Source organism: Arthrobacter sp. MAHUQ-56 (assembly GCF_019710585.1).
GTDB lineage: Bacteria > Actinomycetota > Actinomycetes > Actinomycetales > Micrococcaceae > Arthrobacter.
Window position 1 is genome coordinate 182,064 of record NZ_JAIFZQ010000026.1, and the last position, 22,740, is coordinate 204,803.

Annotated in this window: 24 protein-coding genes, 6 tRNA genes and 1 riboswitch; of the genes, 19 read left to right on the forward strand and 11 right to left on the reverse strand. The window is 67.6% G+C overall.

The features are described 5' to 3' along the window. The first annotated feature begins 33 nt into the window (after positions 1–33). Positions 34–1,821: a multicopper oxidase family protein gene (locus K4G53_RS20790; RefSeq protein WP_221387583.1), complete on the forward strand. Its 1,788-nt coding sequence runs from the start codon at positions 34–36 to the stop codon at positions 1,819–1,821. Positions 1,822–1,839: 18 nt separating this feature from the next. Here the strand turns inward: K4G53_RS20790 and ybaK are convergent, their stop codons facing one another. Genes ybaK through K4G53_RS20805 form a run of 3 tightly spaced genes read right to left on the reverse strand, consistent with a single transcriptional unit; the run spans position 1,840 to position 3,766 of the window. Next, positions 1,840–2,355 carry a Cys-tRNA(Pro) deacylase gene (gene ybaK, locus K4G53_RS20795; protein WP_221387584.1) on the reverse strand — a complete coding sequence of 172 codons (516 nt, stop codon included), beginning with the start codon at positions 2,353–2,355 and terminating at the stop codon, positions 1,840–1,842. 10 nt (positions 2,356–2,365) lie between these two features. Then, positions 2,366–2,815 carry a SufE family protein gene (locus K4G53_RS20800; protein ID WP_221387585.1) on the reverse strand — a complete coding sequence of 150 codons (450 nt, stop codon included), beginning with the start codon at positions 2,813–2,815 and terminating at the stop codon, positions 2,366–2,368. A gap of 27 nt (positions 2,816–2,842) precedes the next feature. Continuing rightward, entirely contained in the window at positions 2,843–3,766 is a 924-nt protein-coding gene (locus tag K4G53_RS20805; protein WP_221387586.1) for a sulfurtransferase, read from the reverse strand. Between the two features lie 216 nt (positions 3,767–3,982). Between K4G53_RS20805 and zapE the strand changes: the two genes are divergently transcribed. Beyond that, positions 3,983–5,020: a cell division protein ZapE gene (gene zapE / locus K4G53_RS20810; protein WP_221387587.1), complete on the forward strand. Its 1,038-nt coding sequence runs from the start codon at positions 3,983–3,985 to the stop codon at positions 5,018–5,020. On the opposite strand, the gene K4G53_RS20815 is transcribed toward zapE, so the two are convergent. The 7 genes from K4G53_RS20815 to K4G53_RS20845 all read right to left on the reverse strand — a co-directional run bounded on the left by K4G53_RS20815 (position 5,017) and on the right by K4G53_RS20845 (position 7,384). Beyond that, entirely contained in the window at positions 5,017–6,270 is a 1,254-nt protein-coding gene (locus tag K4G53_RS20815) for a benzoate/H(+) symporter BenE family transporter (RefSeq protein ID WP_221387588.1), read from the reverse strand. The genes zapE and K4G53_RS20815 overlap by 4 nt on opposite strands. A 162-nt stretch (positions 6,271–6,432) precedes the next feature. Next, positions 6,433–6,696, reverse strand: coding sequence for an antitoxin (locus K4G53_RS20820; RefSeq protein ID WP_221387589.1), 264 nt, complete (start codon positions 6,694–6,696; stop codon positions 6,433–6,435). A 144-nt stretch (positions 6,697–6,840) separates the two neighbouring features. Next, positions 6,841–6,915, reverse strand: a tRNA-Val gene (locus tag K4G53_RS20825). A 34-nt stretch (positions 6,916–6,949) separates the two neighbouring features. Continuing rightward, positions 6,950–7,025: transfer RNA gene (locus tag K4G53_RS20830), tRNA-Gly, on the reverse strand. A gap of 55 nt (positions 7,026–7,080) precedes the next feature. Beyond that, positions 7,081–7,152 (reverse strand) — tRNA-Val (locus K4G53_RS20835). A gap of 41 nt (positions 7,153–7,193) precedes the next feature. After that, a tRNA-Cys gene (locus K4G53_RS20840) sits at positions 7,194–7,264 on the reverse strand. Between the two features lie 47 nt (positions 7,265–7,311). After that, positions 7,312–7,384: transfer RNA gene (locus tag K4G53_RS20845), tRNA-Gly, on the reverse strand. 355 nt (positions 7,385–7,739) lie between these two features. Here K4G53_RS20845 and K4G53_RS20850 point away from each other — a divergent pair. The 14 genes from K4G53_RS20850 to hisF all read left to right on the forward strand — a co-directional run bounded on the left by K4G53_RS20850 (position 7,740) and on the right by hisF (position 19,153). Next, positions 7,740–7,811, forward strand: a tRNA-Val gene (locus K4G53_RS20850). A 104-nt stretch (positions 7,812–7,915) separates the two neighbouring features. Next, entirely contained in the window at positions 7,916–8,776 is an 861-nt protein-coding gene (locus K4G53_RS20855; RefSeq protein ID WP_221387590.1) for a cytochrome, read from the forward strand. A 123-nt stretch (positions 8,777–8,899) separates the two neighbouring features. Next, positions 8,900–9,502: a peptide deformylase gene (def, locus tag K4G53_RS20860; protein WP_221387591.1), complete on the forward strand. Its 603-nt coding sequence runs from the start codon at positions 8,900–8,902 to the stop codon at positions 9,500–9,502. Beyond that, positions 9,499–10,419 carry a methionyl-tRNA formyltransferase gene (gene fmt / locus K4G53_RS20865; protein ID WP_221387592.1) on the forward strand — a complete coding sequence of 307 codons (921 nt, stop codon included), beginning with the start codon at positions 9,499–9,501 and terminating at the stop codon, positions 10,417–10,419. Before def ends, fmt begins: the two co-directional genes overlap by 4 nt. Continuing rightward, positions 10,416–12,047: an RsmB/NOP family class I SAM-dependent RNA methyltransferase gene (locus tag K4G53_RS20870; protein ID WP_221387593.1), complete on the forward strand. Its 1,632-nt coding sequence runs from the start codon at positions 10,416–10,418 to the stop codon at positions 12,045–12,047. Before fmt ends, K4G53_RS20870 begins: the two co-directional genes overlap by 4 nt. Positions 12,048–12,157: 110 nt before the next feature. Beyond that, positions 12,158–12,838, forward strand: a complete 681-nt coding sequence (gene rpe / locus K4G53_RS20875; RefSeq protein ID WP_221387594.1) for a ribulose-phosphate 3-epimerase — start codon at positions 12,158–12,160, stop codon at positions 12,836–12,838. Positions 12,839–12,877: 39 nt separating this feature from the next. Beyond that, a riboswitch (FMN riboswitch) is annotated at positions 12,878–13,027 on the forward strand. A 183-nt stretch (positions 13,028–13,210) separates the two neighbouring features. Further along, positions 13,211–14,395: a bifunctional diaminohydroxyphosphoribosylaminopyrimidine deaminase/5-amino-6-(5-phosphoribosylamino)uracil reductase RibD gene (gene ribD, locus K4G53_RS20880; RefSeq protein WP_221387595.1), complete on the forward strand. Its 1,185-nt coding sequence runs from the start codon at positions 13,211–13,213 to the stop codon at positions 14,393–14,395. After that, positions 14,395–15,054: a riboflavin synthase gene (locus K4G53_RS20885; protein WP_221387596.1), complete on the forward strand. Its 660-nt coding sequence runs from the start codon at positions 14,395–14,397 to the stop codon at positions 15,052–15,054. Before ribD ends, K4G53_RS20885 begins: the two co-directional genes overlap by 1 nt. Continuing rightward, positions 15,051–15,776 (forward strand): 3,4-dihydroxy-2-butanone-4-phosphate synthase, encoded by a 726-nt coding sequence (ribB, locus tag K4G53_RS20890; RefSeq protein ID WP_374226192.1) that lies wholly within the window; start codon positions 15,051–15,053, stop codon positions 15,774–15,776. Before K4G53_RS20885 ends, ribB begins: the two co-directional genes overlap by 4 nt. After that, entirely contained in the window at positions 15,773–16,507 is a 735-nt protein-coding gene (gene ribA, locus K4G53_RS20895; protein ID WP_221387597.1) for a GTP cyclohydrolase II, read from the forward strand. The genes ribB and ribA overlap by 4 nt, the downstream gene beginning before the upstream one ends. Before the next feature lie 30 nt (positions 16,508–16,537). Next, positions 16,538–17,023, forward strand: coding sequence for a 6,7-dimethyl-8-ribityllumazine synthase (gene ribH / locus K4G53_RS20900; protein WP_221387598.1), 486 nt, complete (start codon positions 16,538–16,540; stop codon positions 17,021–17,023). Positions 17,024–17,127: 104 nt separating this feature from the next. Beyond that, the gene (locus tag K4G53_RS20905; RefSeq protein WP_009358176.1) at positions 17,128–17,391 is read left to right on the forward strand and encodes a phosphoribosyl-ATP diphosphatase; all 264 of its coding nucleotides are present in this window, start codon (positions 17,128–17,130) and stop codon (positions 17,389–17,391) included. 84 nt (positions 17,392–17,475) lie between these two features. Then, positions 17,476–18,336 carry an ATP phosphoribosyltransferase gene (gene hisG, locus K4G53_RS20910; RefSeq protein WP_221387599.1) on the forward strand — a complete coding sequence of 287 codons (861 nt, stop codon included), beginning with the start codon at positions 17,476–17,478 and terminating at the stop codon, positions 18,334–18,336. A gap of 40 nt (positions 18,337–18,376) precedes the next feature. Further along, complete coding sequence (gene hisF, locus K4G53_RS20915; RefSeq protein ID WP_221387600.1) at positions 18,377–19,153, forward strand: imidazole glycerol phosphate synthase subunit HisF; 777 nt, start codon at positions 18,377–18,379, stop codon at positions 19,151–19,153. A 56-nt stretch (positions 19,154–19,209) separates the two neighbouring features. Here the strand turns inward: hisF and K4G53_RS20920 are convergent, their stop codons facing one another. Further along, a complete protein-coding gene (locus K4G53_RS20920) occupies positions 19,210–19,854 on the reverse strand; it encodes a TIGR03085 family metal-binding protein (protein ID WP_221387601.1) in 645 nt (214 codons plus the stop codon). A gap of 112 nt (positions 19,855–19,966) precedes the next feature. Between K4G53_RS20920 and hisI the strand changes: the two genes are divergently transcribed. From hisI to K4G53_RS20935, 3 genes are all read left to right on the forward strand, one after another. Beyond that, positions 19,967–20,416 carry a phosphoribosyl-AMP cyclohydrolase gene (hisI, locus tag K4G53_RS20925; protein WP_221387602.1) on the forward strand — a complete coding sequence of 150 codons (450 nt, stop codon included), beginning with the start codon at positions 19,967–19,969 and terminating at the stop codon, positions 20,414–20,416. A gap of 114 nt (positions 20,417–20,530) precedes the next feature. Beyond that, positions 20,531–22,093 (forward strand): anthranilate synthase component I, encoded by a 1,563-nt coding sequence (locus tag K4G53_RS20930; RefSeq protein WP_221387603.1) that lies wholly within the window; start codon positions 20,531–20,533, stop codon positions 22,091–22,093. Next, positions 22,093–22,737: a Trp biosynthesis-associated membrane protein gene (locus K4G53_RS20935; RefSeq protein ID WP_221387604.1), complete on the forward strand. Its 645-nt coding sequence runs from the start codon at positions 22,093–22,095 to the stop codon at positions 22,735–22,737. Before K4G53_RS20930 ends, K4G53_RS20935 begins: the two co-directional genes overlap by 1 nt. Positions 22,738–22,740 lie beyond the last annotated feature (3 nt).

Genomic DNA, 22,740 nt, shown 5'->3' on the forward strand with positions numbered 1-22,740 from the left:
CCGGCAAGGCACGTGTTGAAATGGGGCCCAAAAATGCGCATCACGAGGCGGCAACTCCTGCAGGCCGGCACGGTAGCCGGCGTGGGCATCCTGACCCAGGGGTACGGAACCGGCACCAATCGGGCGCTTGCTGCCCCGCCTGGTTCCGCCGTGGCCTTCACCGAGCAGCTTCCGGATTTGGCCGGGCTGGGGGTGATCGACCTGACGGCCGGGGGCGGTACATCCCTGTGGATGCGCAACGCGCGGCACCGTTTCCAGGAGGGCATGGGCCTGACCGATACGCTGGCTTACCAGGATGCCCGGGCGGCCCGTACCTACCTGGGCCCCGTGATCGTCGCCCGGAAGGGGACGGGCATCAGCCTCACCGTCCACAACCGAATCGGCCGGCACCCCCTGGCCTTCGCCGTCGACCCCGAACTGGTGCCGGCCGGCAGCAATGACTCCCGCTACCCCAGGACGGCGGTCCACCTTCACGGCGGAAACACCAGGCCCGAGTTCGACGGCGGCCCAACGCAGGCGCTGCTGCCCGGCGATTCATACACCTACCGCTACGGCAACGACCAGGACGCCGCCGGCCTGTGGTACCACGACCATGCGCTCGGCCTGACCCGCCTGAACGTCTACGCAGGGCTGGCGGGCGGATATCTCCTCCGCGACACACCCGGACCGGGCGGCACAGGCATCGATACCGGAGACGGAACGCACCTGCCCCCGCCGCCCTACGAGGTGCCGCTCATCATCCAGGACCGCATGTTCAACCCCGATGGTTCGTTTGCCTACCCGCCAAACCCCGATCTGGCCGGAGCGGACGGGACGCCCCGCCCGTGGGCCCCCGAGTTCTTCGGCGACGTGGCGACGGTCAACGGGAAGTGCTGGCCCAACCTTGACGTTGCCCGGGGGATGTACCGCTTCCGGGTATTCAACGGTTCCAACGCGCGGTTCTACGACGTCAAGTTCGTAGCCGGAGGGACGGCGATGCCGTTCCGGCAGATAGGTTCCGACGGCGGCCTGCTCAACGCGCCAGTCAGGCTCAACAGGCTGGTCCTAGGGCCAGGCGAGCGGGCGGACCTGATAGTGGATTTCGCCGGGTTCAAGGCCGGAACCACAGTGGTCCTCACCAACAGCGCGCGGGTTCCCTTCCCGGACGGCCCGAAGTCCGTACAGCTCGGCGCGGTTCCGCTTCGCCAGATCATGCAGTTTACGGTGCAGTCCCGGTCCGGCTATGACGTGCCCCTGCCGGACCATTTGCGGGCCCGGCCCATCACCCGGCTCGCAGACATGCACATAGTCGCCACCAGGCCCATGGCCCTGGTGGAAGTGGCCAATGGGAACGGCGTTCCCGTTGCGGCGCTCCTGAACAACCGGACCTTCGCCAGCCCGGACATCACCACCGTGCGCAGCGACACGCTGGAACAGTGGGAGCTCATCAACACAACGGGGGACGCGCACCCTATCCACCTGCATTTCACCCAGTTCCAGGTGGTGGGCAGGCAGAAATTCGATGTGGACGCCTACCTGGCCGCCACCGGCTTTGTGGACGCCGCAACAGGGCTGCTGGTGCCCGGCCAAGGAAAGACTGTCCCGGCAGGGCCGTTCCTCATTGGCCGGGAGAAGGGCGCCCCTCCCCACGAACAGGGCTGGAAGGACACCGTTGTGGCCATGCCGGGCGAGGTGACCAGGATCCGGGTCCCGTTCGGGGCGGCAGCGGCGGGCGGAGCCCCGCTGGCCATCGGCTCATCCTTCAAGGGCGAATACGTGTGGCACTGCCATATCCTCGAGCATGAGGACAACGACATGATGCAGCGGTACGTGATCGCCTAGCGGAATCACACCCCGGAATCACGGCCCGGAAGAAGTCCGTCCCGGCGGGGAACCGACCGGTGCCGTGACGGCCTTGGTCAGGCGGATCAGGTCTGCCGGCGCCAGTTCGATGTCCAGGCCGCGCCTGCCGCCGGAAACAAGCAACGAGTCCAGGGCCAGGGCGCTGGAATCCAGAACGGTGGGGGAGGGGAGGCGCTGCCCCAGCGGGGAAATACCGCCCAGGACGTATCCCGTGCGCCGCTGGGCGGCCGCGGGATCGGCCATGGCGGCTTTCTTCGCTCCCAGGGCCGCGGCCATGGCTTTCAGGTCAAGGGTTCCGCTGACCGGAACGATGCCCACGGCAAGCCGCCCTTCCACCTCCACCATCAGGGTCTTGAAGACGCGGGACGGGTCGATGCCCAGGGCGTCGGCTGCTTCCGTGCCGTAACTGGCGGCCGCGGGGTCATGGGCGTAGGGATGCAACAGAAAGGGAACCCCGGCGGCGGTCAGCACCGCTGTTGCCGGGGTTCCCTGGGAGCCGTTCCTGCGTGCCATGCGGCGCGGGTCAGCCCTGGACGCGGGAGGCCGCGGCCACCTTGCGCTTGATCCTTCCGAGCATCGCGGTCATGCCCCGCATTCGCAAGGGCGTGATGGCCCGTGTGAGGCCCAGCAGCTCCGGCATGTCGTCCGGCACGGAAAGGATTTCATCGGCGGACAGGCCGTCCAGGCCTTCGTGCAGCACGCCGGCGAAACCGCGGGTGGTGGGGGCTTCGGCCGGGGCCTTGAAGAACAGGCGCACCGGTCCGCCGCCGTTCTCCGTCTCAATGGTGAGGAACAGCGGGGACTGGCACTCCACCACCTGCTCCAGGAGCTCGGGGTGGTCCTTGAGCCGGTCGGGAAGCTCGGGCAGTCCCTCCGAGAATTCCAGCAGCAGCTGAAGCCTCTCGGGTTCGGACAGGGCCTGGAAATCATCCACGATCGCCGCCAGGGCGGAAGGCAAAGCTTGAGTAGTCATCAGTTCCAGTCTACCGGGGGAGCTTGGTCAGGCGCCGACGGTGACGGGAACGGAACCGCGCTCGGCGCCCTTGACGATCGGCACGCGCACGGCGTTGCCCCACTCGGTCCAGGATCCGTCGTAGTTGCGGACGGAATCGAAGCCCAGAAGGTACTTGAGCGCGAACCAGGTGTGGCTGGAACGTTCGCCGATGCGGCAGTACGCCACCACGTCATCGCCTTCGGACAGGCCGGCCTCGCCCAGGTAGATACCTTCGAGTTCTTCACGGCTGCGGAACGTGCCGTCCTCGGCGGCGGCACGGGCCCACGGAATCGATGCGGCGGTGGGGATGTGGCCGCCGCGCAGGGCGCCCTCTTCCGGATAGGCCGGCATGTGGGTGCGCTGGCCGGTGTATTCCTCCGGGGAACGGACATCGATGAGGGGCTTGCCGAGGTGTGCCAGGACGTCGTCCTTGAAGGCGCGGATGGGCGCGTCGTCGCGCTCAACCACGGGGTAGTTTCCGGGGGCCGGGGTGGGGCGGTCCTTAGTCAGTTCCCGGCCTTCGGCAATCCACTTGTCGCGGCCGCCGTCGAGCAGCCGGACGTCCTGGTGGCCGAAGAGCGTGAAGACCCAGAGGGCGTAGGCGGCCCACCAGTTGGACTTGTCGCCGTAGATGACCACGGTGCTGTCGCGGGAAATGCCCCTCGACGCCGCAAGCGCGGCGAACGCGGCACCGTCGACGTAGTCGCGGGTGACTTCGTCGTTCAGGTCCGTGTGCCAGTCGATCTTGACGGCGCCCGGGATGTGGCCGGTTTCGTACAGGAGCACGTCCTCGTCGGATTCCACCACGATCAGCTCACCGTTCGCCACGGCGCCGCTTTCAAGCGCAGCCGCGAGCCACTCCGTGGAGACGAGCCGCTCCGGGTGGGCATACGCTGCGAACTTGTCATTCTGTTCAACCGGGTAGGGCATGACTTGGCCTTTCAGTAAGAGCACGGGAAACCGCGGAACATGCAGATGGAACCTGTTCCCACACTAGCCAGCGCCCGGAAGGTTGTCCCTATTCCGTTAATAGGGCGAAATGTTGCCTTCGTCACGCTGCGGGGCGGCAGCACGGGCTCCCGCCCGGGTACGGTCCGCTCAGCCGGTATCCTTTCTGGGGACCAACCACCAGCAGAACGGACCACCTTGGTACAGATCGAACAGCTTGCCGCCCGCACCCCGGCAGTTTCGGTGGATGAGCTCCTGAAGGGCTTCTACCCGTCGCCGCGGTTCGGCGAGGTCTCTTTCGCGAGTTACCGCCCGGACCCCAAGCAGCCCAGCCAGGCCGCGGCCGTGCATGCCCTCAAGGGATTTGCCGAGGGCGTGGGGTCGGGTAACGGGGGCGGGCTCTTCAAGAAGATGTTCGGCAAGAAGGACGCGTCCCGGGCCGGCATCTACCTCGACGGCGGCTTCGGCGTCGGCAAGACCCACCTGCTGGCCTCCCTGTGGCACGCAACACCAGGGCCGAAGGCGTTCGGCACGTTCGTGGAGTACACCAACCTCGTGGGCGCACTCTCGTTCCGCAAGACGGTTGAGGCCCTGAGCAGCTACAAGCTCGTGTGCATCGACGAGTTCGAACTCGACGACCCGGGCGACACCGTCCTGATGTCCCGGCTGATGCGCGAACTGGCCGACGCCGGGGTGAAGCTCGCCGCCACGTCCAACACCCTGCCTGGTTCGCTGGGCGATGGCCGGTTTGCCGCCGTCGACTTCCAGCGGGAAATCCAGGTCCTGGCCGACCAGTTCGACGTCATCCGGATCGACGGCGAGGACTTCCGCCACCGTGGCCTGCCGGCAGCGCCCGCGCCGTTGCGGAACAGTGAGCTGTCCTCGCACATGAAGGCGGAGTTCGATGGCAAGACCGTGGCCCAGGACGAGTTCTCCACGCTGATCCACCACCTCGCCGGCGTCCACCCGAGCCGCTACCGGCAGTTGATCGACGGCATCGACGGCGTCGTATGGCGCAACGTGGAAACCATCACGGAGCAGGCAGTGGCGCTCCGGTTCGTGGTCCTGGCAGACCGGCTCTACGACAAGGACGTTCCCATCCTGGCCAGCGGCGTCCCCTTCGACAAGCTGTTCACCGAGGAAATGATGACCGGCGGCTACATGAAGAAGTACTTCCGTGCCGTGTCCCGCCTGACCGCCCTGGCCCGGGAGGGCCAGAACCACGAGCCGTCCTAGTCTCCTTTCCGGGTTCCCTGGTTCCCGGCCTGGTCGATGGCCCGGCGCCGGTGGCGCGGGACCAGCAGCGCCCGTACCGTGAGCCCCGCGAGGAGGGCCCAGAACGCGGAACCGATGCCCGCCAAGGCCACGCCGGAGGCTGCCATCAGGAAGGTCACGGCCGGGGCAATCCTGTCTTCCGGGTCTGCCAGGGCAGCCGATGCGGCGGAAGCGAGGGTGCCCAGCAGGGCCAGGCCGGCCACCGCCTCCAGCATCCCCGCCGGGGCCGCATTGACCACTGACACCAGTGCTGCCGAGAAAGCAGCCAGCACCAGGTAGCCCAGTCCGGACGTGAACCCGGCAATCCAGCGCCTGCCGCGTGCATCCCCGGCCTCGTCGCCTGCGGCGAGGGCAGCGCTGAGCGCCGCTAGGTTGATGGCATGGCCCCCGAATGGAGCGGCCAGCACCGTCCCGGCCCCCGTCACCAGCATCGAAGAGTGCCACGGAGTTTTGAAGCCGAAGGAGTGCAGCACCGCCACCCCGGGAACGTTCTGCGAGGCCATGGTCACCACGAACAGCGGCAACGCTATGCCCGCCATCGCCTGCAGGCTGAACGACGGGGTGGTCCACACCAGGGCAGGCACCAACCCTTCCGTGTCGGGAACGCTCCCAGCGGACGCCAGCGGGATGCCGATGACACCCAAGGCCACCAGCAAGGCGGCAGGCACGGCCCACCGTGGAGCAAACTTCATCAGAAGCAGCCAGCAGATGATCACGGGGGCGGCCAGCAGGGGAACGCTGCCCAGGGCCTTGAAGGGTGCCAGGCACAGCTGCAGCAGCACACCGGCCAGCATCGCCTGCGCCAGCGACGTGGGGATGCGTGCCATCAGCCGCCCCAACGCGGGGACCAGCCCGGTCAGCGCTATCAGCACCCCGGCGGCAAGGAAGGCGCCGACGGCGGCCGGCCATCCGCCGTCGGCCGCTCCTGAAGCGGCGAGCAGCGCAGCCCCGGGCGTGGACCACGCCAACGTCACCGGCACCTTGGAATGCCAGGCCAGCAGCAGGACGCCGAGGCCCACGGCGAGCGTCAGTGCCAGCAGGCCGGATGCGGCCTGCGCAGGATCCGCTCCCACTGCCCTGAGCCCGGCGAGCACCACGGCGAAGGAGGACGTGAAGCCCACCAGCGCGGTGACGATGCCGGCCACAACGGGCCGGGAATCGTGCTGTGTCCGGACGGGCGCGGACGTGGGAGGTGCAGGGGACTTCGCCATACCGGCAGGTTACCGGCGGGACCGGGAGAAGAAGGAATCGCCTTCCCGCCGGGACTGCTTCCCAATCGGGCAGCCGCATTAAACGCCAAAGGCGCGGGTGCCGCCTCCCGGCGGGACCCGCGCCCCGTTGACGTGCTGGGGCAAAGCCCTGGCCAAATCCTTTTACGGAGCCCTGTCAACCGGCGGAACCGGATTTCCAGGAGCTGCCGGGGGAACCTGCCCGTCGGCAGGTGCCTGGCCCGGGGTTCCGTTCTTGTCCACGAGCTTGGAAGCGCCATCCTGGATCTTGTCGACGTGGCCCGCGTACTTGCCGCCGGTCCTGGTGTCGACGAAATCGCCGGCCTTGGTGATGCCGTCCTTGATGGCCTGCTCGTTACCGCGGATGAGACCCTGAGCCTTGCCCTTTAGATCGTCAATCAAACCCACGGGCACCTCCCTTCTATCGCGGAGCCAGGTCGCTCCTCGCGCCTTCGATCCTATCGGGGCCGGGGAGGGGTGCCAAGGGAATCGCGTTCGCCCGCAGCGGATGGGGCGGAAACGACAAAAGCAGCTCCGCGGAGCTGCTTTTCGTGGTGGGCGATACTGGGATCGAACCAGTGACCTCTTCCGTGTCAGGGAAGCGCGCTACCGCTGCGCCAATCGCCCCGGAACCGGAAGTCCGGCATATGGGTTTGAATACTGGAGCGGACGACGAGATTCGAACTCGCGACATCCACCTTGGCAAGGTGGTGCTCTACCAGCTGAGCTACGTCCGCGTGCAGGCTTTCCGGACTGATCCGGCGTTCCTGCTGGGCAAGTTTCCTTGCCGAGTGGGCGATACTGGGATCGAACCAGTGACCTCTTCCGTGTCAGGGAAGCGCGCTACCGCTGCGCCAATCGCCCATTGCATCCGAAAAATGATCCGGAAACCATGGTTTTCACCGAGGTGGGTACGGGATTCGAACCCGTGTATACGGCTTTGCAGGCCGCTGCCTCGCCTCTCGGCCAACCCACCGTGTAAGCGTTCATTCCGGGGAATGTTTGCCGTGACAGTGTCCTGCGAGCGGACGACGAGATTCGAACTCGCGACATCCACCTTGGCAAGGTGGTGCTCTACCAGCTGAGCTACGTCCGCACTTTGGAGGCTTGATTCCTTGCCGTTCCCGGCATTTCCTCGCGTTCCAACGAGTAAAAACAATATAGGAGGTTCCCGGAATCTCCAAATCGCACCTGTCCGCCCGGGCCGTCATGGCCCTACTTCCCAGTATTGGCGCGGCGGACAGCTACTTACATATGTGTAATTCACGCTCTCCCTTCTGAGCCGGCCGTGGCAAAGGGGCGGCCCGCATGGTCCGGCGCGGGCGATCAGAAGGCATTGTTCGAAGGGAGGCCCGCCGGGCGGAACATGCACGATGTGGTGAGGCGGCCGGCAACCCGGGAACACCGATTTTTGAAATGTCCCGGTGGTGGGCTAGCATTCAAATGCACCCGGGCGATTGGCGCAGTGGTAGCGCGCTTCGTTCACACCGAAGAGGTCACTGGTTCGAACCCAGTATCGCCCACAGTACAAAAGGTCCGTTTCCGCTCCTTGCAGCGGGAACGGACCTTTTTTGTGCCCTGCCGCCGTGCCGGAGACTTTGTCAGTCCCTTGTGAAAGAGTTTTTGTATGACTGATCCGCTTCTAGCCCATGCCACCGAATACGGCCGGATGTACGCCCGGTCCACCTCGGAGCAATTCTCGGTTCCCTCCATTACTACGGTGATCAGCCAGCAGCCCCACGGACTGGACGGCTGGTTCGGCTACATGGGGGCCAGCAGCCTGGCCAACGATCCACTGCTCGCGGATTGCCTGGGCAGCCCGGCCAAAATCAAGCAGGCGGTGAACCGTGCCGCCAAGGCGGCGGAAACCTATCGCGATGAGGCTGCGCAGCGCGGCGACCGGGTCCACAACTACTGTGAGCAGGTGGCTTTGCGTGCTTTGGGCCGGCCGCATGCCATGCAGGAAGCGCGCCAGGCCCTGGCTGCCAACGGCGAGGAAGCCTTCGCTGCCCGCTTCGACGAATGGTGGGAGCTGTTCAGGGTGGAACCCATCGCTCCTGAAATCACCGTGTGGAACAACGCGGTGGGATATGCCGGCACGCTGGACCTGGTGGCAAGGATCAACGGCCGGGTGTGCCTGATTGACTACAAGACCAAGGGCACCACCCGCGACGGCCAGGTCAAGCCGCTGGACGACAAAGTGGTCATGCAGCTGGTGGCGGGCATGAAGGCCGAGGAAAGCCTGGTGGACGCGGAAGCGGGCACCTGGGAGCCGTGGAAATACGGTGAAAACCCCGTTCTGCTGGCCGTCGCCATTGGCGAGACCGAAGTCCGGCCGGTCCGCGCCAACCCGGAAGTCCTCAAACACCACTGGTGGAAGTTTTGTGCCCTGCGCCGCGTTTGGGAGCTGAACGCGGACACCATCAGCGCCGGGAGCGCCCTGCTGCCCATTGCCCCGCCGCCCCTGGCCCAGGTCCGCACGGCCTAGGTCCGCACCGCCTAGGTCCGCACGGCCCAAGCCCGCACGGCCTGGTGCGGGCCGGTGCATCAGGAGTACTGCACCTAAACTGGATAGGTTCCCTTTGCCGCCAACCGTGAGGACAAACAGCGCATGGCTATTCTGAATATCCGCATCATCGGGGATCCTGTGCTTCGCACAGTCGCCGATCCCGTGACGGAGTTCGGGCCGGAGCTGGCCAAACTGGTCGCAGACATGACGGAAACCATGGAGGACGTGGAGGGCGCGGGCCTGGCCGCACCCCAGGTGGGCGTCAGCCAGCGCGTGTTCACCTACCGCATCGGCGGCGTGGAGGGGCACGTCATCAACCCCGTCCTGGAAAACAGCGAGGACTACCAGGACGACCATGTGGAAGGCTGCCTTTCCATCCCCGGCCTCGGCTTCCCGGTCCGCCGCTTCCGTGCCACCCGGCTCACCGGCGTGGACATCCACGGCAATCCGGTGTCCATTGAAGCCGAGGGCATGTTGGCGCGCTGCTTCCAGCACGAGAACGACCACTTGGACGGCATCCTCTACACCGACCGCCTTGAGGGGGAGGACCGCAAGGCGGCCCTGCGCTCCATCCGCAACTCCAATTACGGCGCCATCGCCGGAAAGACGACGGCGAAGCGCGCCAAAACAGTAGGCAGCAGTTTCGGCGGTGCAAGCTTCGGCGGGGGCAGCTTCGGGACAGCCGGCCAGGGCGCCGCTGAATGAGGGTCCTCTTCGCCGGCACCCCGGCCGTCGCCGTACCGTCACTGGACGCCCTGGTTAAGGCCGGGTTCGACGTCGTGGCCGTTCTGACCCGGCCGGACGCGCCGGTGGGCCGGAAACGCGTGCTGACGCCCTCGCCGGTTGCCGCCCGCGCGGCGGAACTGGGGATCGAGGTGATCCACGCCGCGAAAGTGGATGCGGATGCCATAGCCAGGATTTCCGCCGTGAATCCGGACGTTGCCGCCATCGTGGCTTACGGCGGCCTGGTGCCTCCGGCCGCGCTCGGGATTCCCCGGCATGGCTGGGTCAACCTGCACTTCTCGCTGCTGCCCGCCTGGCGCGGTGCGGCGCCGGTGCAGCGGTCCGTGATGGCAGGGGACGACGTCACCGGTGCCGTCACCTTTCAGTTGGAGGAAGGCCTGGACACGGGCCCCGTCTTCGGAACGCTCACTGAAGGAGTAGGGCCGGACGACACTGCGGGGGAGCTTTTGGACCGGCTCTCGCACAGCGGCGCGGTGCTCCTGGCCCAAACGTTGTCTGCCATTGAAGCCGGAAAGGCGGCCCCCCAGCCGCAATCGGGCGATGTCACCCTCGCGCCAAAGCTCACGCTTGAGGACGGCCGGCTTAACTGGACACACCCGGCGCTGGCCATCAGCAGGCAGGCCCGCGGTGTCACCCCGGAGCCGGGCGCCTGGACCATGTTGGACGGGCAGCGGGTCAAGCTCGAGCCGGTCCGGCTCCGCCCCGACGTCTCCGGCCTGGTGCCGGGCGCGGTGTCAGTCCAGGGCAAGAGCGTATTGGTGGGCACCGGCTCGCACGCGGTGGAACTCACCCGGATCCAGCCAGCCGGCAAAAAGATGATGGGCGCGGCCGACTGGGCGCGCGGCATGGCTTCAGCAGAGAGTGTGGTGTTCGAATGAGCGGGTCCGGCAGCAACGCGGGAGGGCCGGGAAACGGCGGCGGCCGCGGCAACACCGGCAAAGGCGGACGCGCCGGCAGCCAGGGGACCGGCCGGGGCAAGGGTACCCCGGGGGATTCCAGCCGCCGCAACGCCCAGGGCCGCGAACGCAACCGTGGCCCACGGCGCAGCTTCACCGAAAACGCACCCTCCCAGCGGACCCGGCGCGCGGATCCCGCCCGGCTGGTGGCCTTCGAGGTCCTCCGTGCCGTCGCCGCGGAGGACGCCTACGCCAACCTGGTCCTCCCGGCCCGAATCCGCCACCATGGCCTGGACAAGCGCGACGCCGGCTTTGCCACCGAGCTGAGCTACGGTGCCCTCCGCAGCCAGGGCACTTATGACGCCATCCTGGCCAAATGCGTCGACCGGCCACTGGCCCAGCTGGACCCGGCCATCCTCGACGCCCTGCGCATCGGAACACACCAGTTGCTGGCCATGCGTGTCCCCGCGCATGCCGCCCTGGACCAGACGGTTGGACTTGCCCGGGCAGTGATCGGCGCGGGGCCCTCCGCCCTGATCAATGCCGTGCTGCGGAAGGTTACCGCCCGGACCCTTGAGGAATGGCTGGACCTGCTGGTGGCCGGTGAAACCGACGAGACGAAGATCGCCTCGCTCCGGTACGCGCACCCGGAATGGATTGTCCGCGCCATGCGCCAGTCGCTCGTGGCCCACGGCCGCCCCGCCAGCGAGATCAACGATCTGCTGGAAGCTGACAACGCGGCCCCCGTGGTCAACCTTGTGGCCCTTCCTGGCCTGGGAAGCCTTGACGAGGCTTTGGAAAACGGCGCCACCCCCGGCGAACTGGTGGAAGGGTCGGCGCTCTCCAGCGGTGGGGACCTGGGCCGCCTGCCGTCGGTGCGTGCCGGAACCACCAGGGTTCAGGACGTCGGCTCCCAGCTCGTGGCCAGGGCATTGGCAGCGGTTGATCTCCGCCCGGCCCCGGACGGGCGTGGCGTGGACGTCAAGGCCCAGGCTGGACCGGGTGGAGGAGGAGAGGCGTGGCTGGACCTGTGCGCCGGCCCGGGCGGGAAAGCAGCACTCCTGGGCGCCTTGGCCCATGAACGCGGTGCGACGCTCCTGGCCAACGAACCGGCTCCGCACCGCGCCAAGCTGGTCAGCCAGGCCCTCTCCGCGGTCCCGCACGACACCTGGCGGGTACGGACCGGAGACGGCCGCGACGTGGGCGCCGAACAGCCCGCCGCGTTCGACCGGGTCCTGGTGGACGTCCCGTGCAGCGGCCTGGGCGCACTGCGGCGCCGGCCTGAATCCAGGTGGCGCCGCACTCCGAAAGACCTTGCCGACCTTGGCCCGCTGCAGCGCGATCTCCTTGCATCCGCCTTGGCGGCGGTGCGGCCCGGCGGAGTGGTGGCATATGTGACCTGTTCCCCGCACCCTGCCGAAACCACCGCCGTGGTGGCTGACGTCCTCCGGAAGCGCAACGACCTTGAACTCCTGGACTCAGGAGCAGCACTGGACGCTGTCAGCCTGCCTGGAGACCTTGGCGCCGGTCACGAACTGACAGCCCAGCTGTGGCCACACATCCACCACACCGATGCCATGTTCCTAGCCCTCATCAGGAAGAAAGCCTGATCCGCAAGGGCCCAGGTCCGGGCTGCGGACACAGGGTCCGGCCCGTCCCTGCGGAGGCGCGCGGGACTTTGTCCATTTGATCCAAACACCTTCAGTGAAAGGCACCCCCAGTGACGCAATGCTGCATCAACCCGAGCATCCTCTCTGCCGACTTCGTCAATCTCGAGGCCGAACTGCAGCGCATCAGCAACGCCGATGCCGTGCACGTTGACGTCATGGACAACCACTTCGTCCCGAACCTGACCATCGGCCTGCCCGTGGTCCAGCGGATCCAGGCTGTCAGCCCCGTTCCGCTCGACGCGCACCTGATGATCGCCGACGCCGACCGCTGGGCGCCCGGCTTCGCAGACGCCGGCCTGGCGTCCGTGACTTTCCATGCCGAAGCATCCATCGCCCCCATCAAACTGGCGCGGGAACTGCGCAGCAGGGGATCGAAGGCAGGCATGGCCCTGCGCCCGGCCACGCCCGTGGAGCCATACCTGGACATGCTGGCGGAACTGGACATGCTGCTCATCATGACGGTTGAACCGGGTTTCGGCGGACAGGCGTTCCTGGATGTCACGCTGCCCAAGATCCGCCGGGCACGGGCGGCGGTGGACGGCTCCGGCATCGGAGTGGCCATCCAGGTTGACGGCGGCATCACCGAAGACACCATTGCCCGCGCTGCCGAAGCGGGTGCCAATGTGTTCGTGGCAGGCTCCGCGGTGTACGGGGCCGGGGACCCCGCTGCCGCCATCGACCTGCTGCGCGAAAAAGGACGCCGGACGTTACGTGCGGCGTCGGTGGAATAACCGGGGGCACCTGCCGGTTGTGGCACAATAACAACACACATACGTGCTCCGGGGTCGGTGTAAGTCCGAACCGGCGGTGACAGTCCGCGACCCGCGAGCCGAGGTTCTCCCATGGAGGATCCCGGCGGACGGTTGAACCGGTGGAATTCCGGTACCGACAGTTAAAGTCTGGATGAGAGAAGCACGTACAGCTGTATCTGCGGGCCTTCGGGCCCCGCAGCGTTCTGCTGTCGTATCCCCGGAGCCATCGCGGTTCGACAGGGAAGGAACGACAGGAATGAACCCCCAGCGATGGCTCTTTAACGCCGAAAGTCCTGCTGCTTCGATGGCAGGCGCACATCCCCGAACCAGGCCCGCAGCGGTGGCCGCCGCATGACCGGCGCTACCGGGCTGCAGCCCGCCGCCGGAGTGGTCACTGCCTTCAGCCCGGCCGAAGCGCGGGCCATGGAGACCGCCCTCAAAGCTGCCCTCAACGGACCGCGCGGGGCAAACCCGCTGGTCGGCGCCGTCGTCATCGGTCCTGACGGCCGGCACCTGGTCACCGGCTACCACCGCGGTGCCGGCACCGCACATGCCGAAGCCGACGCAATCGCGCAGGCGGCCGCCGTCGGCCTTGACCTGACCGGCTGCACCATGATGGTCACCCTGGAGCCCTGCGACCACGTGGGCCGCACCGGGCCCTGCACGGAAGCGATCATCGCCGCAGGGATTACCGATGTGGTGTATGCCGTGGACGACCCGCATGATCCGGCCGCCGGGGGAGCGGCAACCCTGCGTGCTGCCGGGGTGCGCGTTCGCAGCGGCCTCGGCGCGGACGAAGCCCTGGACCTGAACCGCCAATGGTTTGAGGCAGTGGCGGCCAGGCGGCCCTTCGTCACACTGCACATCGCCCAGACGCTGGACGCGCGGATCGCCGCCGAGGACGGTACGAGCCAGTGGATTTCCAGCCCGGAATCGCTCGCGGACAACCATGCCATCCGCAGCAGGATCGACGCCATCCTGGTCGGCACCCAGACCGTCCTGGTGGACAATCCCCGCCTCACCGCCCGGACCCCTTCCGGCGAACCTGCGGCCAGCCAGCCCGTGCGGGCCGTCATGGGGCTTCGCGATGTCCCGGCGGACGCCGCGATCCTTGGCGATGACGGGCTCGCCGTCCACCTTCCCACCCGGGATCCGCGCGAGGCCCTGTCCATGCTGTACGCCTCGGGCACCCGCCACGTCATGGTGGAGGGCGGCTCCCGGATCCTCAGCTCATTCCTGGCAGCCGGGCTGGTCGACGAACTGATCGTCTACCTGGCTCCCACCCTGCTCGGTTCCGGCACTCCGGCCCTGAACGGGCTGGGCATCACCAGCCTTCCCGACGCCCAGCTGTGGGAATGGGATGCGTCCGACGGCGGCGCCGTCCAAACGCTGGGCCGGGACCTTCGGCTGCATTTGAGGCCGCAACGACGAGTCGCCCTGGACCCCAAACCAGCAGGCCCGCAAAGCTCTGACCCACAACTTCCAAACCCACAACCGTCCCGCGGACCCGCGGATCAAGCCCAGGGAGGCTACTGATGTTCACCGGAATTATCGCCGAACAAGGGCACGTGCTGTCCGTCGAGCGCGACGGGGACAGCAGTGCCACCGTCCGGCTGCACGCCCCCGGCACCACCGAGGGCCTGGCCCTGGGCGGCTCGATCGCCGTCAACGGGGTATGCCTTACCGCCACCGCCATCGATGGCAAGGAGTTCAGCGTGGACGTCATGGGGGAGACCCTGGTCCGCAGCACCATCGGTGAGCTTGCCCCCGGCGACGCCGTGAACCTGGAGCGGTGCGTTCCGGCCGGCGGCCGCCTGGACGGGCACGTGGTGCAGGGCCACGTGGACGGCGTCGGCGTCCTGCTGGAGCGCGAGCCCCAGGGCAACTGGGAGCGGCTCCGCTTCGGCGTCCCTGCCAACCTTGCCCGCTACATCGCCGAAAAGGGCTCGATCGCCATCGACGGCGTCTCCCTCACGGTCACGGCAGTCAGCGCCGCAGACGAACCCGAACCCTGGTTCGAGGTTGGCCTGATCCCCACCACGCTGGCCGAAACCGGCCTCGGTACCAAGACCACCGGCAGCCGGGTCAACCTGGAAGTCGACGTGCTCGCCAAGTACACCGAACGCCTGCTCGCGTTCGCCGGTCCCCGCGCTGCCGCCACCGGCGAAGCCGCAACTGCCGGAGGTGCCCGGTGAACGCCGCCGTACGCCTCGAACCAGCCGTCACGGTCGACCCGGAGGTGAAGACCGGCCGCACGCTGGACCCCATCGAAGACGCCGTCCGTGCCCTGGCCGCCGGCCGGCCCGTGCTCGTCGTGGACAATGAGGACCGGGAAAACGAAGGCGACATCATCTTCGCGGCCCAGCACGCCACGCCCGCGCTGATGGGCTGGACCATCCGGTACAGCTCCGGCGTCATTTGCGTCCCGCTGCCCGGCGAACGGGCCGACGCATTGGCGCTGCCCCCGATGGTTGCCGTCAACGAGGACGCCAAAGGAACCGCGTACACGGTGTCCTGTGATGCGGCCATCGGCGTCAGCACCGGTATTTCCGCCACGGACCGCGCCCTGACCGCCAGGATCCTCGCCGACCCGCAGGCCGTTCCGGCGTCCATCACCCGCCCGGGGCATATTTTCCCGCTGCGTGCAGTTGACGGAGGTGTGCGGGAGCGCCAGGGCCACACCGAAGCCGCGGTGGACCTGTGCCGCCTGGCGGGACTGGAACCGGTCGGCGTCATCGCGGAAGTGGTCTACGACGACGGGGAAATGATGCGCCTGGACGGCCTGCGTTCGTTTGCAGCGGAACATGGATGCCCACTGATCTCGATTGAGGACCTGGTGGCGTATCTTGAAGCCGGGGCCGGGGGAGCCCACGGAGATGCCCGGGTGACGCCGGGCGAAAAGAAGGAGGAACGATGACGGCATCGGCAGCCAGCGACGACAGCCACCAGGACGGCCACCGGAAGCACCACGCAGTGTCCGGCGGGGCGCCCTACCCCGTCAGCGGAGGGCCCGTTGTGCAGCTGCCCACTGCCTTCGGCGATTTTGTGGCACAGGCGTGGACCGACGTCCTGACCGGCGTGGAACACCTTGCCGTCAGTTCGCCCAACCCGCCCGCGGACGGCGAAGCGCCGCTGGTCCGGCTGCACTCGGAGTGCCTGACCGGCGACGTCTTTGGTTCCTACCGCTGCGACTGCGGGGAACAGCTGGCCTTTGCCCTGGAACTGATCCGTGACAACGGCGGAACGCTGCTCTACTTGCGCGGACAGGAAGGCCGCGGCATCGGTCTGGCGAACAAGATGAAGGCCTACGCGCTCCAGGAAGCCGGGTTCGACACGGTGGAGGCCAACGAGCAGCTGGGCCTGCCCGTGGATGCCCGGTGCTACAAGGCTGCCGCCCAGATCCTCGCCGAGATGGGACTGCACGAGGTGCGGCTCCTAAGCAACAACCCGGACAAGCAGAACAGGCTGGCCAAGGCCGGCGTCAGGGTCGTGGAGATGGTTCCAACGGAGGTCCCGTCCCGCGAACAGAACATCCGGTACCTGCGCACGAAGAAGGAGCGTATGGAGCACCGGCTCCTGCTGGACACCCAGGTGGCACCCGTGCCCGTGTCCGGCTCAGACGCCCTTTACGACCACGAACAAGACTGACCCCCAGAAGACGAAGGACCACAAGAACACATGAGCGGACACGGCGCCCCCGATATCGACCTCACCACCCTCAACCCCGCAGAAACGTCGCAGCTGAAACTGGCGATCGTCGCGGCAAGCTGGCATACGCAGATCATGGACGGCCTCCTGGACGGTGCACTGCGTGCCGCCAAGGACGCCGGCATCGCCGAGCCCACGGTCGTGCGGGTCCCGGGCAGCTTCGAGCTTCCCGTCGCCGCCGCCCGGCTGGCACCGCACTTTGACGCCGTGGTGGCGCTCGGCGTCGTGATCCGCGGCGGCACGCCGCACTTTGACTACGTCTGCGAGGCAGCGACGTCGGGACTCACCGACGTCAGCGTCCGCACCGGTGTCCCGGTGGGCTTCGGCGTCCTCACCTGCGACAACGAGCAGCAGGGCCTGGACCGCGCGGGCCTGCCCGGCTCCAAGGAAGACAAGGGCCATGAGGCCGTCACCGCGGCGCTGGCCACCGCCGTCGTCCTCAAGCAGTACGCCTGACCCCGGCGCCGGATGGCGGGTGCGGTGTGTATTCGCTCACATCGCGCCCGTCATGCAACGGGCCGGGAAGCGCCCCCGCGGCTGCACCAAGTAGGCTGGAGGGTGTGAAGAATTTCGAGACGCTGTTCGCTGAGCTCAGCGAGAAGGCAGCCACCCGCCCGGAAGGCTCCCGCACCGTCGCTGAATTGGAGTCCGGTGTTCACGGCATCGGCAAGAAAGTCGTTGAGGAAGCAGCCGAAGTCTGGATGGCTGCCGAATATGAATCCGATGAAGCGGCGGCCGAGGAAATCTCCCAGCTGCTGTACCACCTGCAGGTTCTGATGCTCGCCAAAGGCCTGACCCTGGAAGACGTCTACAAGCATCTGTAGCCACCGGTCCGGCGCACTGCCGCCGGGCTTCGCTGTGGCCTGCACTGCCTGAAACATAGACCTTCCACCAAGAAAGAAACCCCCATGCTGCGCGTAGCCGTCCCCAACAAGGGCTCCCTGTCCGAAGCCGCCTCTGCCATGCTCTCCGAAGCCGGATACCGGCAACGGCGCGACAGCCGCGAGCTGGTCATGGTTGACCCCGACAACGACATCGAGTTCTTCTTCCTCCGCCCCCGCGACATCGCGGTCTATGTCGGCCAGGGAACGCTCGACGTCGGCATCACCGGCCGGGACCTGCTGTTGGACGCCGAGGTGGAAGCCGAAGAACTGCTTCCGCTGGGGTTCGCGGCGTCCACCTTCCGCTTCGCCGGTCCCGTAGGGAACTTCAGCTCCGCCGCGGAGCTCGAAGGCAAGCGCCTTGCCACCAGCTATGACGGCCTGCTGCGCAACTACCTGGCGGAGCGCGGAATCAACGCCAAGGTGGTCCGGCTGGACGGCGCCGTGGAATCCTCCGTCCGCCTCGGCGTCGCTGATGCCATCGCCGACGTCGTGGAGACCGGCAATACGCTCAAGGCCGCCGGGATGGAAATCTTCGGCGATCCCATCCTCAAGTCCGAGGCCGTCCTGATCCGCCGCACCGGAAACGGCGGCGCCGCCAACGGCACGGCCAAGGAAATCGACGTCCTGATCCGCCGCCTGCAGGGCGTCCTCGTGGCCCGCCAGTACGTCCTGATGGACTACGACATCCGCAAGGAACTCGTGGAGAAGGCGGCCGGCCTGACCCCCGGGCTTGAATCACCCACGGTCTCCCCGCTGCGCGACTCCGACTGGGTCGCCGTCCGGTCCATGGTGCCCAAGAAGGAAACCAACCGGATCATGGACGAGCTGTACGACCTCGGCGCCCGCGCCATCCTGGTCAGCAGCATCCACGCCTGCCGCATCTGACACCGGCAATCCCAGCACCGCAGAATATCCAGGAGCTCCCATGGCAGTAGCAGTACGGGTCATTCCCTGCCTCGACGTCGACGCCGGACGCGTCGTCAAGGGCGTCAACTTCGAGGGCCTCCGCGATGCCGGCGACCCCGTTGAACTGGCGCACCGCTATGACAACGCCGGCGCAGACGAACTCACGTTCCTTGATGTGACGGCCTCCTCGGGCAACCGCGAAACCACGTTCGACGTCGTCCGCCGCACCGCAGAGGAAGTCTTCATTCCGCTCACCGTCGGCGGTGGTGTCCGTGGCGTGGCGGAGGTGGACAAGCTCCTGCGCTACGGCGCTGACAAGGCCTCGATCAACACGGCAGCCGTCGCGAGGCCGGACGTCATCGACGAAATCACCCGCCACTTTGGCTCCCAGGTCCTGGTGCTGTCCGTCGATGCGCGCCGCACCCGCCCGGGATCCCGGCCCACGGCGTCGGGGTTTGAAGTCACCACCCATGGCGGGCGTACCGGCACCGGCATCGACGCCATTGAATGGGCCAAGGAAGCAGCCGACCGCGGCGTAGGGGAGATCCTGCTCAACTCCATCGACGCCGACGGCACCAAGGACGGCTTCGACCTCGAACTCATCAAGCTGGTCCGGGCCGCCGTCAGGGTTCCCATCATCGCTTCCGGCGGTGCGGGAGAGCCGGCGCACTTCCCGCCGGCGGTGGCTGCGGGTGCGGATGCCGTGCTGGCGGCGTCCATCTTCCACTGGGGACCGGACGACATGATGTCGCAGGTCAAGGACGCCATCCGCGAAGCAGGCTTCGAAGTCAGGTAATCCCTACCGCAGGAAACAAATGCCAGGTCACGGCAAGTGACCTGGCATTAGTTTTTTTAGAGCCCTACTTCGGCTGACTGGAGGAGGGCGACGGCGTCGGGCTGGCCTTCGAAGGTGACCAGCGCGTGGCGGGTGCGCCCGTGGGCGTGCATCAGCAGTTCGCCCGGCTCACCGACGATGGCCACCGAGACAGGTGCGCGCTTGGCAACGTGGCGGGGGCCCGACGGCCGGACCAGGACAATGCCCAGGTCTACGCCGCGGTACAAGATGGCGGCACGCTTGACCAGTTCATCCCAGAGGGCGTCCGAGTAGGCCTCATCCAGGGCCCGGGGCGCCCACCGGTCCACGGCGCGCCGGACGTCCTCGGTGTGCACGAAGTACTCGATCAGGTTGGCGCTTTCGTCCAGCGCCTTGATGCTCATGGGCGAGAAGGCAGGCGGGCCCGCGCGGAACGTATTCACCAGCCGGGCGTAGTCCTCGTTGCTGGTGAGCTTGGCCGCCAGCCTGGCGGTGGCCTGGTCCGAGGCCTTGGCGAGGCGCTTGATCACCAGGCCCAGCCCGACTGCTGCTTTCCGTTCGCGCAGGTAGAGGTGCGCGGCGAGGTCCCTGGTGCGCCAGCCCTTGCACAATGTGGGCGCGTCAGGACCGGCCGCAAGCAAGGTTTCGGCCAGGACTTCTCGGGACGGTTCGACGAAATGCATCACTTGGAAAACTAGCACGAGAGCCGCGGACTTGGGCAGCACCGGAGCCGCCGTTGGCGTGCCGTTGTTCACATCGGGAAAGGGTGCTGGTGAAGGCACTAGACTTGACCCGATGTCTGAGCAGCAAACCCCCGCCCAAACCGCAGGATCCGCCGCGTCCCCGTTCGTGGAATCCGTGCCGCCGCCGTCCGCCGTGACGGCTGCCGGCCCGCTCCCCGAAGACGTGGCCGCAGCCCTCAAGCGCGACGCCGCTGGCCTCGTTGCCGCCGTAGTGCAGCAGTACGACACCAACGAAGTCCTGATGCTCGGCTGGATGGATGACGAGGCGCTGCACCGGACCATGACCACCGGCCGCGTCACCTTCTACTCCCGTTCCCGCCAGGAGTACTGGCGCAAGGGCGACACCTCCGGGCACGTCCAGTGGGTCAAATCCGTAGCGATGGACTGCGACGGCGACGCGCTGCTGGTGCGCGTGGACCAGGTGGGTGCCGCCTGCCACACCGGCACCCGCACCTGCTTCGACGGCAGGGCGCTCGACGTTGCAACGGGCCAGGCGGACTAGGCCGGACAGGATGCCCGGCCGCCGGTCCACCCGGGACCACGGCCATTCCAGGAAGCAGAATCAAGGAGCCGGCAGGGGCCGGCCCTTTCGAAGAACAGGCGGACAAGCAAAGCCATGCAGGACCTTGGAACCATCAGCCCGACACTTGAGGAGTTCCGGGAACTTGCCGGCCACAGCCGCGTCATCCCGGTCAGGCTCAAGGTCCTCGCCGACGCCGAAACCCCCATCGGCCTCTACCGGAAACTGGCCCAGGGGCAGCCCGGTACGTTCCTGATGGAATCGGCGGCCGTCGGGGGCGCCTGGTCCCGCTACTCCTTCATTGGCGCGCGGTCACGGGCAACCCTGACCACCAAGGACGGCCAGGCACACTGGCTGGGCGAACCTCCTGCCGGGGTGCCGGTGGACGGCAGCCCCGTGGACGCCGTCCGTGACACCATCGAGGCCCTGCGCACCGACCGGTTCGAGGGCCTGCCGCCCTTCACCTCGGGCCTGGTGGGCTTCCTGGGTTGGGAAACGGTCCGGCACTGGGAGCGGCTGGTGAGCCCGCCGGAGGATGACCTGCAGCTGCCCGAGATGGCCCTCAACCTGGTCACCGACATGGCCGTGCATGACAACGTGGACGGCACGGTCCTGCTGATCGCCAACGCCATCAACTTCGATAACAGCTCCGAACGGGTCGACGAGGCCTGGCACGACGCCGTGGCCCGGGTCAAGGAACTCCTGGCGAAGATCAGCGCGCCCGTGGTGCAGCCCGTCTCCGTGCTGACGCCGGCGGCGCTGGACTTCGCCTCCAGCGTCCAGGAACGCTGGGACGAGGCCGAGTACCTGGCCGCCCTGGACCGCGGCAAGGAAGCCATCGTGGACGGCGAGGTCTTCCAGGTGGTGATCTCGCGCCGCTTCGAGATGGAATGCCAGGCTCCCGCCCTGGACGTGTACCGCGTCCTGCGGAACACCAACCCCAGCCCCTACATGTACATCTTCAGCCTGGCGGATGCCGACGGCCGGGAGTACTCGATCGTCGGCTCCTCGCCGGAAGCCCTGGTGACGGTCACCGGCGGGGAAGTCATCACCCATCCCATCGCCGGCTCACGCCCGCGCGGCAAGACCGTGGAAGCTGACAAGGCCCTGGCCGAGGAACTCCTGGCCGACCAGAAGGAACGCGCCGAGCACCTGATGCTGGTGGACCTGTCCCGCAACGATCTTTCCAAGGTCTGCGTGGCCGGAACCGTGGACGTCACGCAGTTCATGGAAGTGGAGCGCTTCAGCCACATCATGCACCTGGTGTCCACCGTCGTCGGGCAGCTGGCTCCTGGCGCCAAGGCGTACGACGTCCTGAAGGCAACGTTCCCGGCCGGCACGCTGTCCGGCGCACCCAAGCCCCGCGCCCTGCGCCTCCTGGACGAACTGGAGCCACACCGCCGCGGCATCTACGGCGGAGTGGTGGGCTACCTCGACTTCGCCGGTGACATGGACATGGCCATCGCGATCCGTTCCGCCCTGATCCGGGAGGGCCGTGCCTACGTCCAGGCCGGCGGCGGCATCGTGGCCGATTCCGTCAACCCCACCGAGGCCCTGGAGACGGTCAACAAGGCGGCAGCCCCCCTGCGCGCGGTGCACACGGCGGGATCGCTGCATAACATTTCCGCCGAGTCGCTGCCTGGCGGGACGGACTCCTGATGCCCGACGCCGGACTCGGGGCCGGGCAGGCAGGGAAGGCCAGTAAGGCCGGCAGCGCACCGTTCTGGGCGAGGAAGTCCACCCTGGTGCTGCTGATCGCATTGCTGGCCCTGGCCGCCTTCGGCACCACCACGCAAACCTGGCTGACCGTCACGCTGGACCCGGACCAGGTGGGCCAGGCCGGAGCCTCGCAGAACGCCCTGCAGGTCCAGGGCAGCAAAGCCGCCACCACGGTGACGGCCCTCGCGCTGGTGGCCCTCGCCGGCGGCCTCGCCGCAGCCATCGCCGGCAGGATCGCCCGCTGGATCATCACAGCCATCATTGTCCTCGCGGCAGCCGGCGTGGCCGCTGCCGCCGCCACGGTCCTGGCCGACCCGCTGACGGCGGCGCAGGGATCCATCGCGGCCGCAACGGGCATTTCGGGAAGCCCGGCGCACGTGGACGTGACCGCCTTCCCGGTGCTCGCCGTCGTCGCCGGCTGCCTGCTGGCCTTGGCCGCCCTGCTGGTCATTCCGGCATCCCGGCACTGGCGCACGCGGACCAAATATGACGCTCCGGGAACCGCAGGGGCCGCCGCACCCACCGGCCCGGTGGACGAAATCGACAGCTGGGACCGGTTGTCCCGGGGCGACGACCCGACCTAAGCC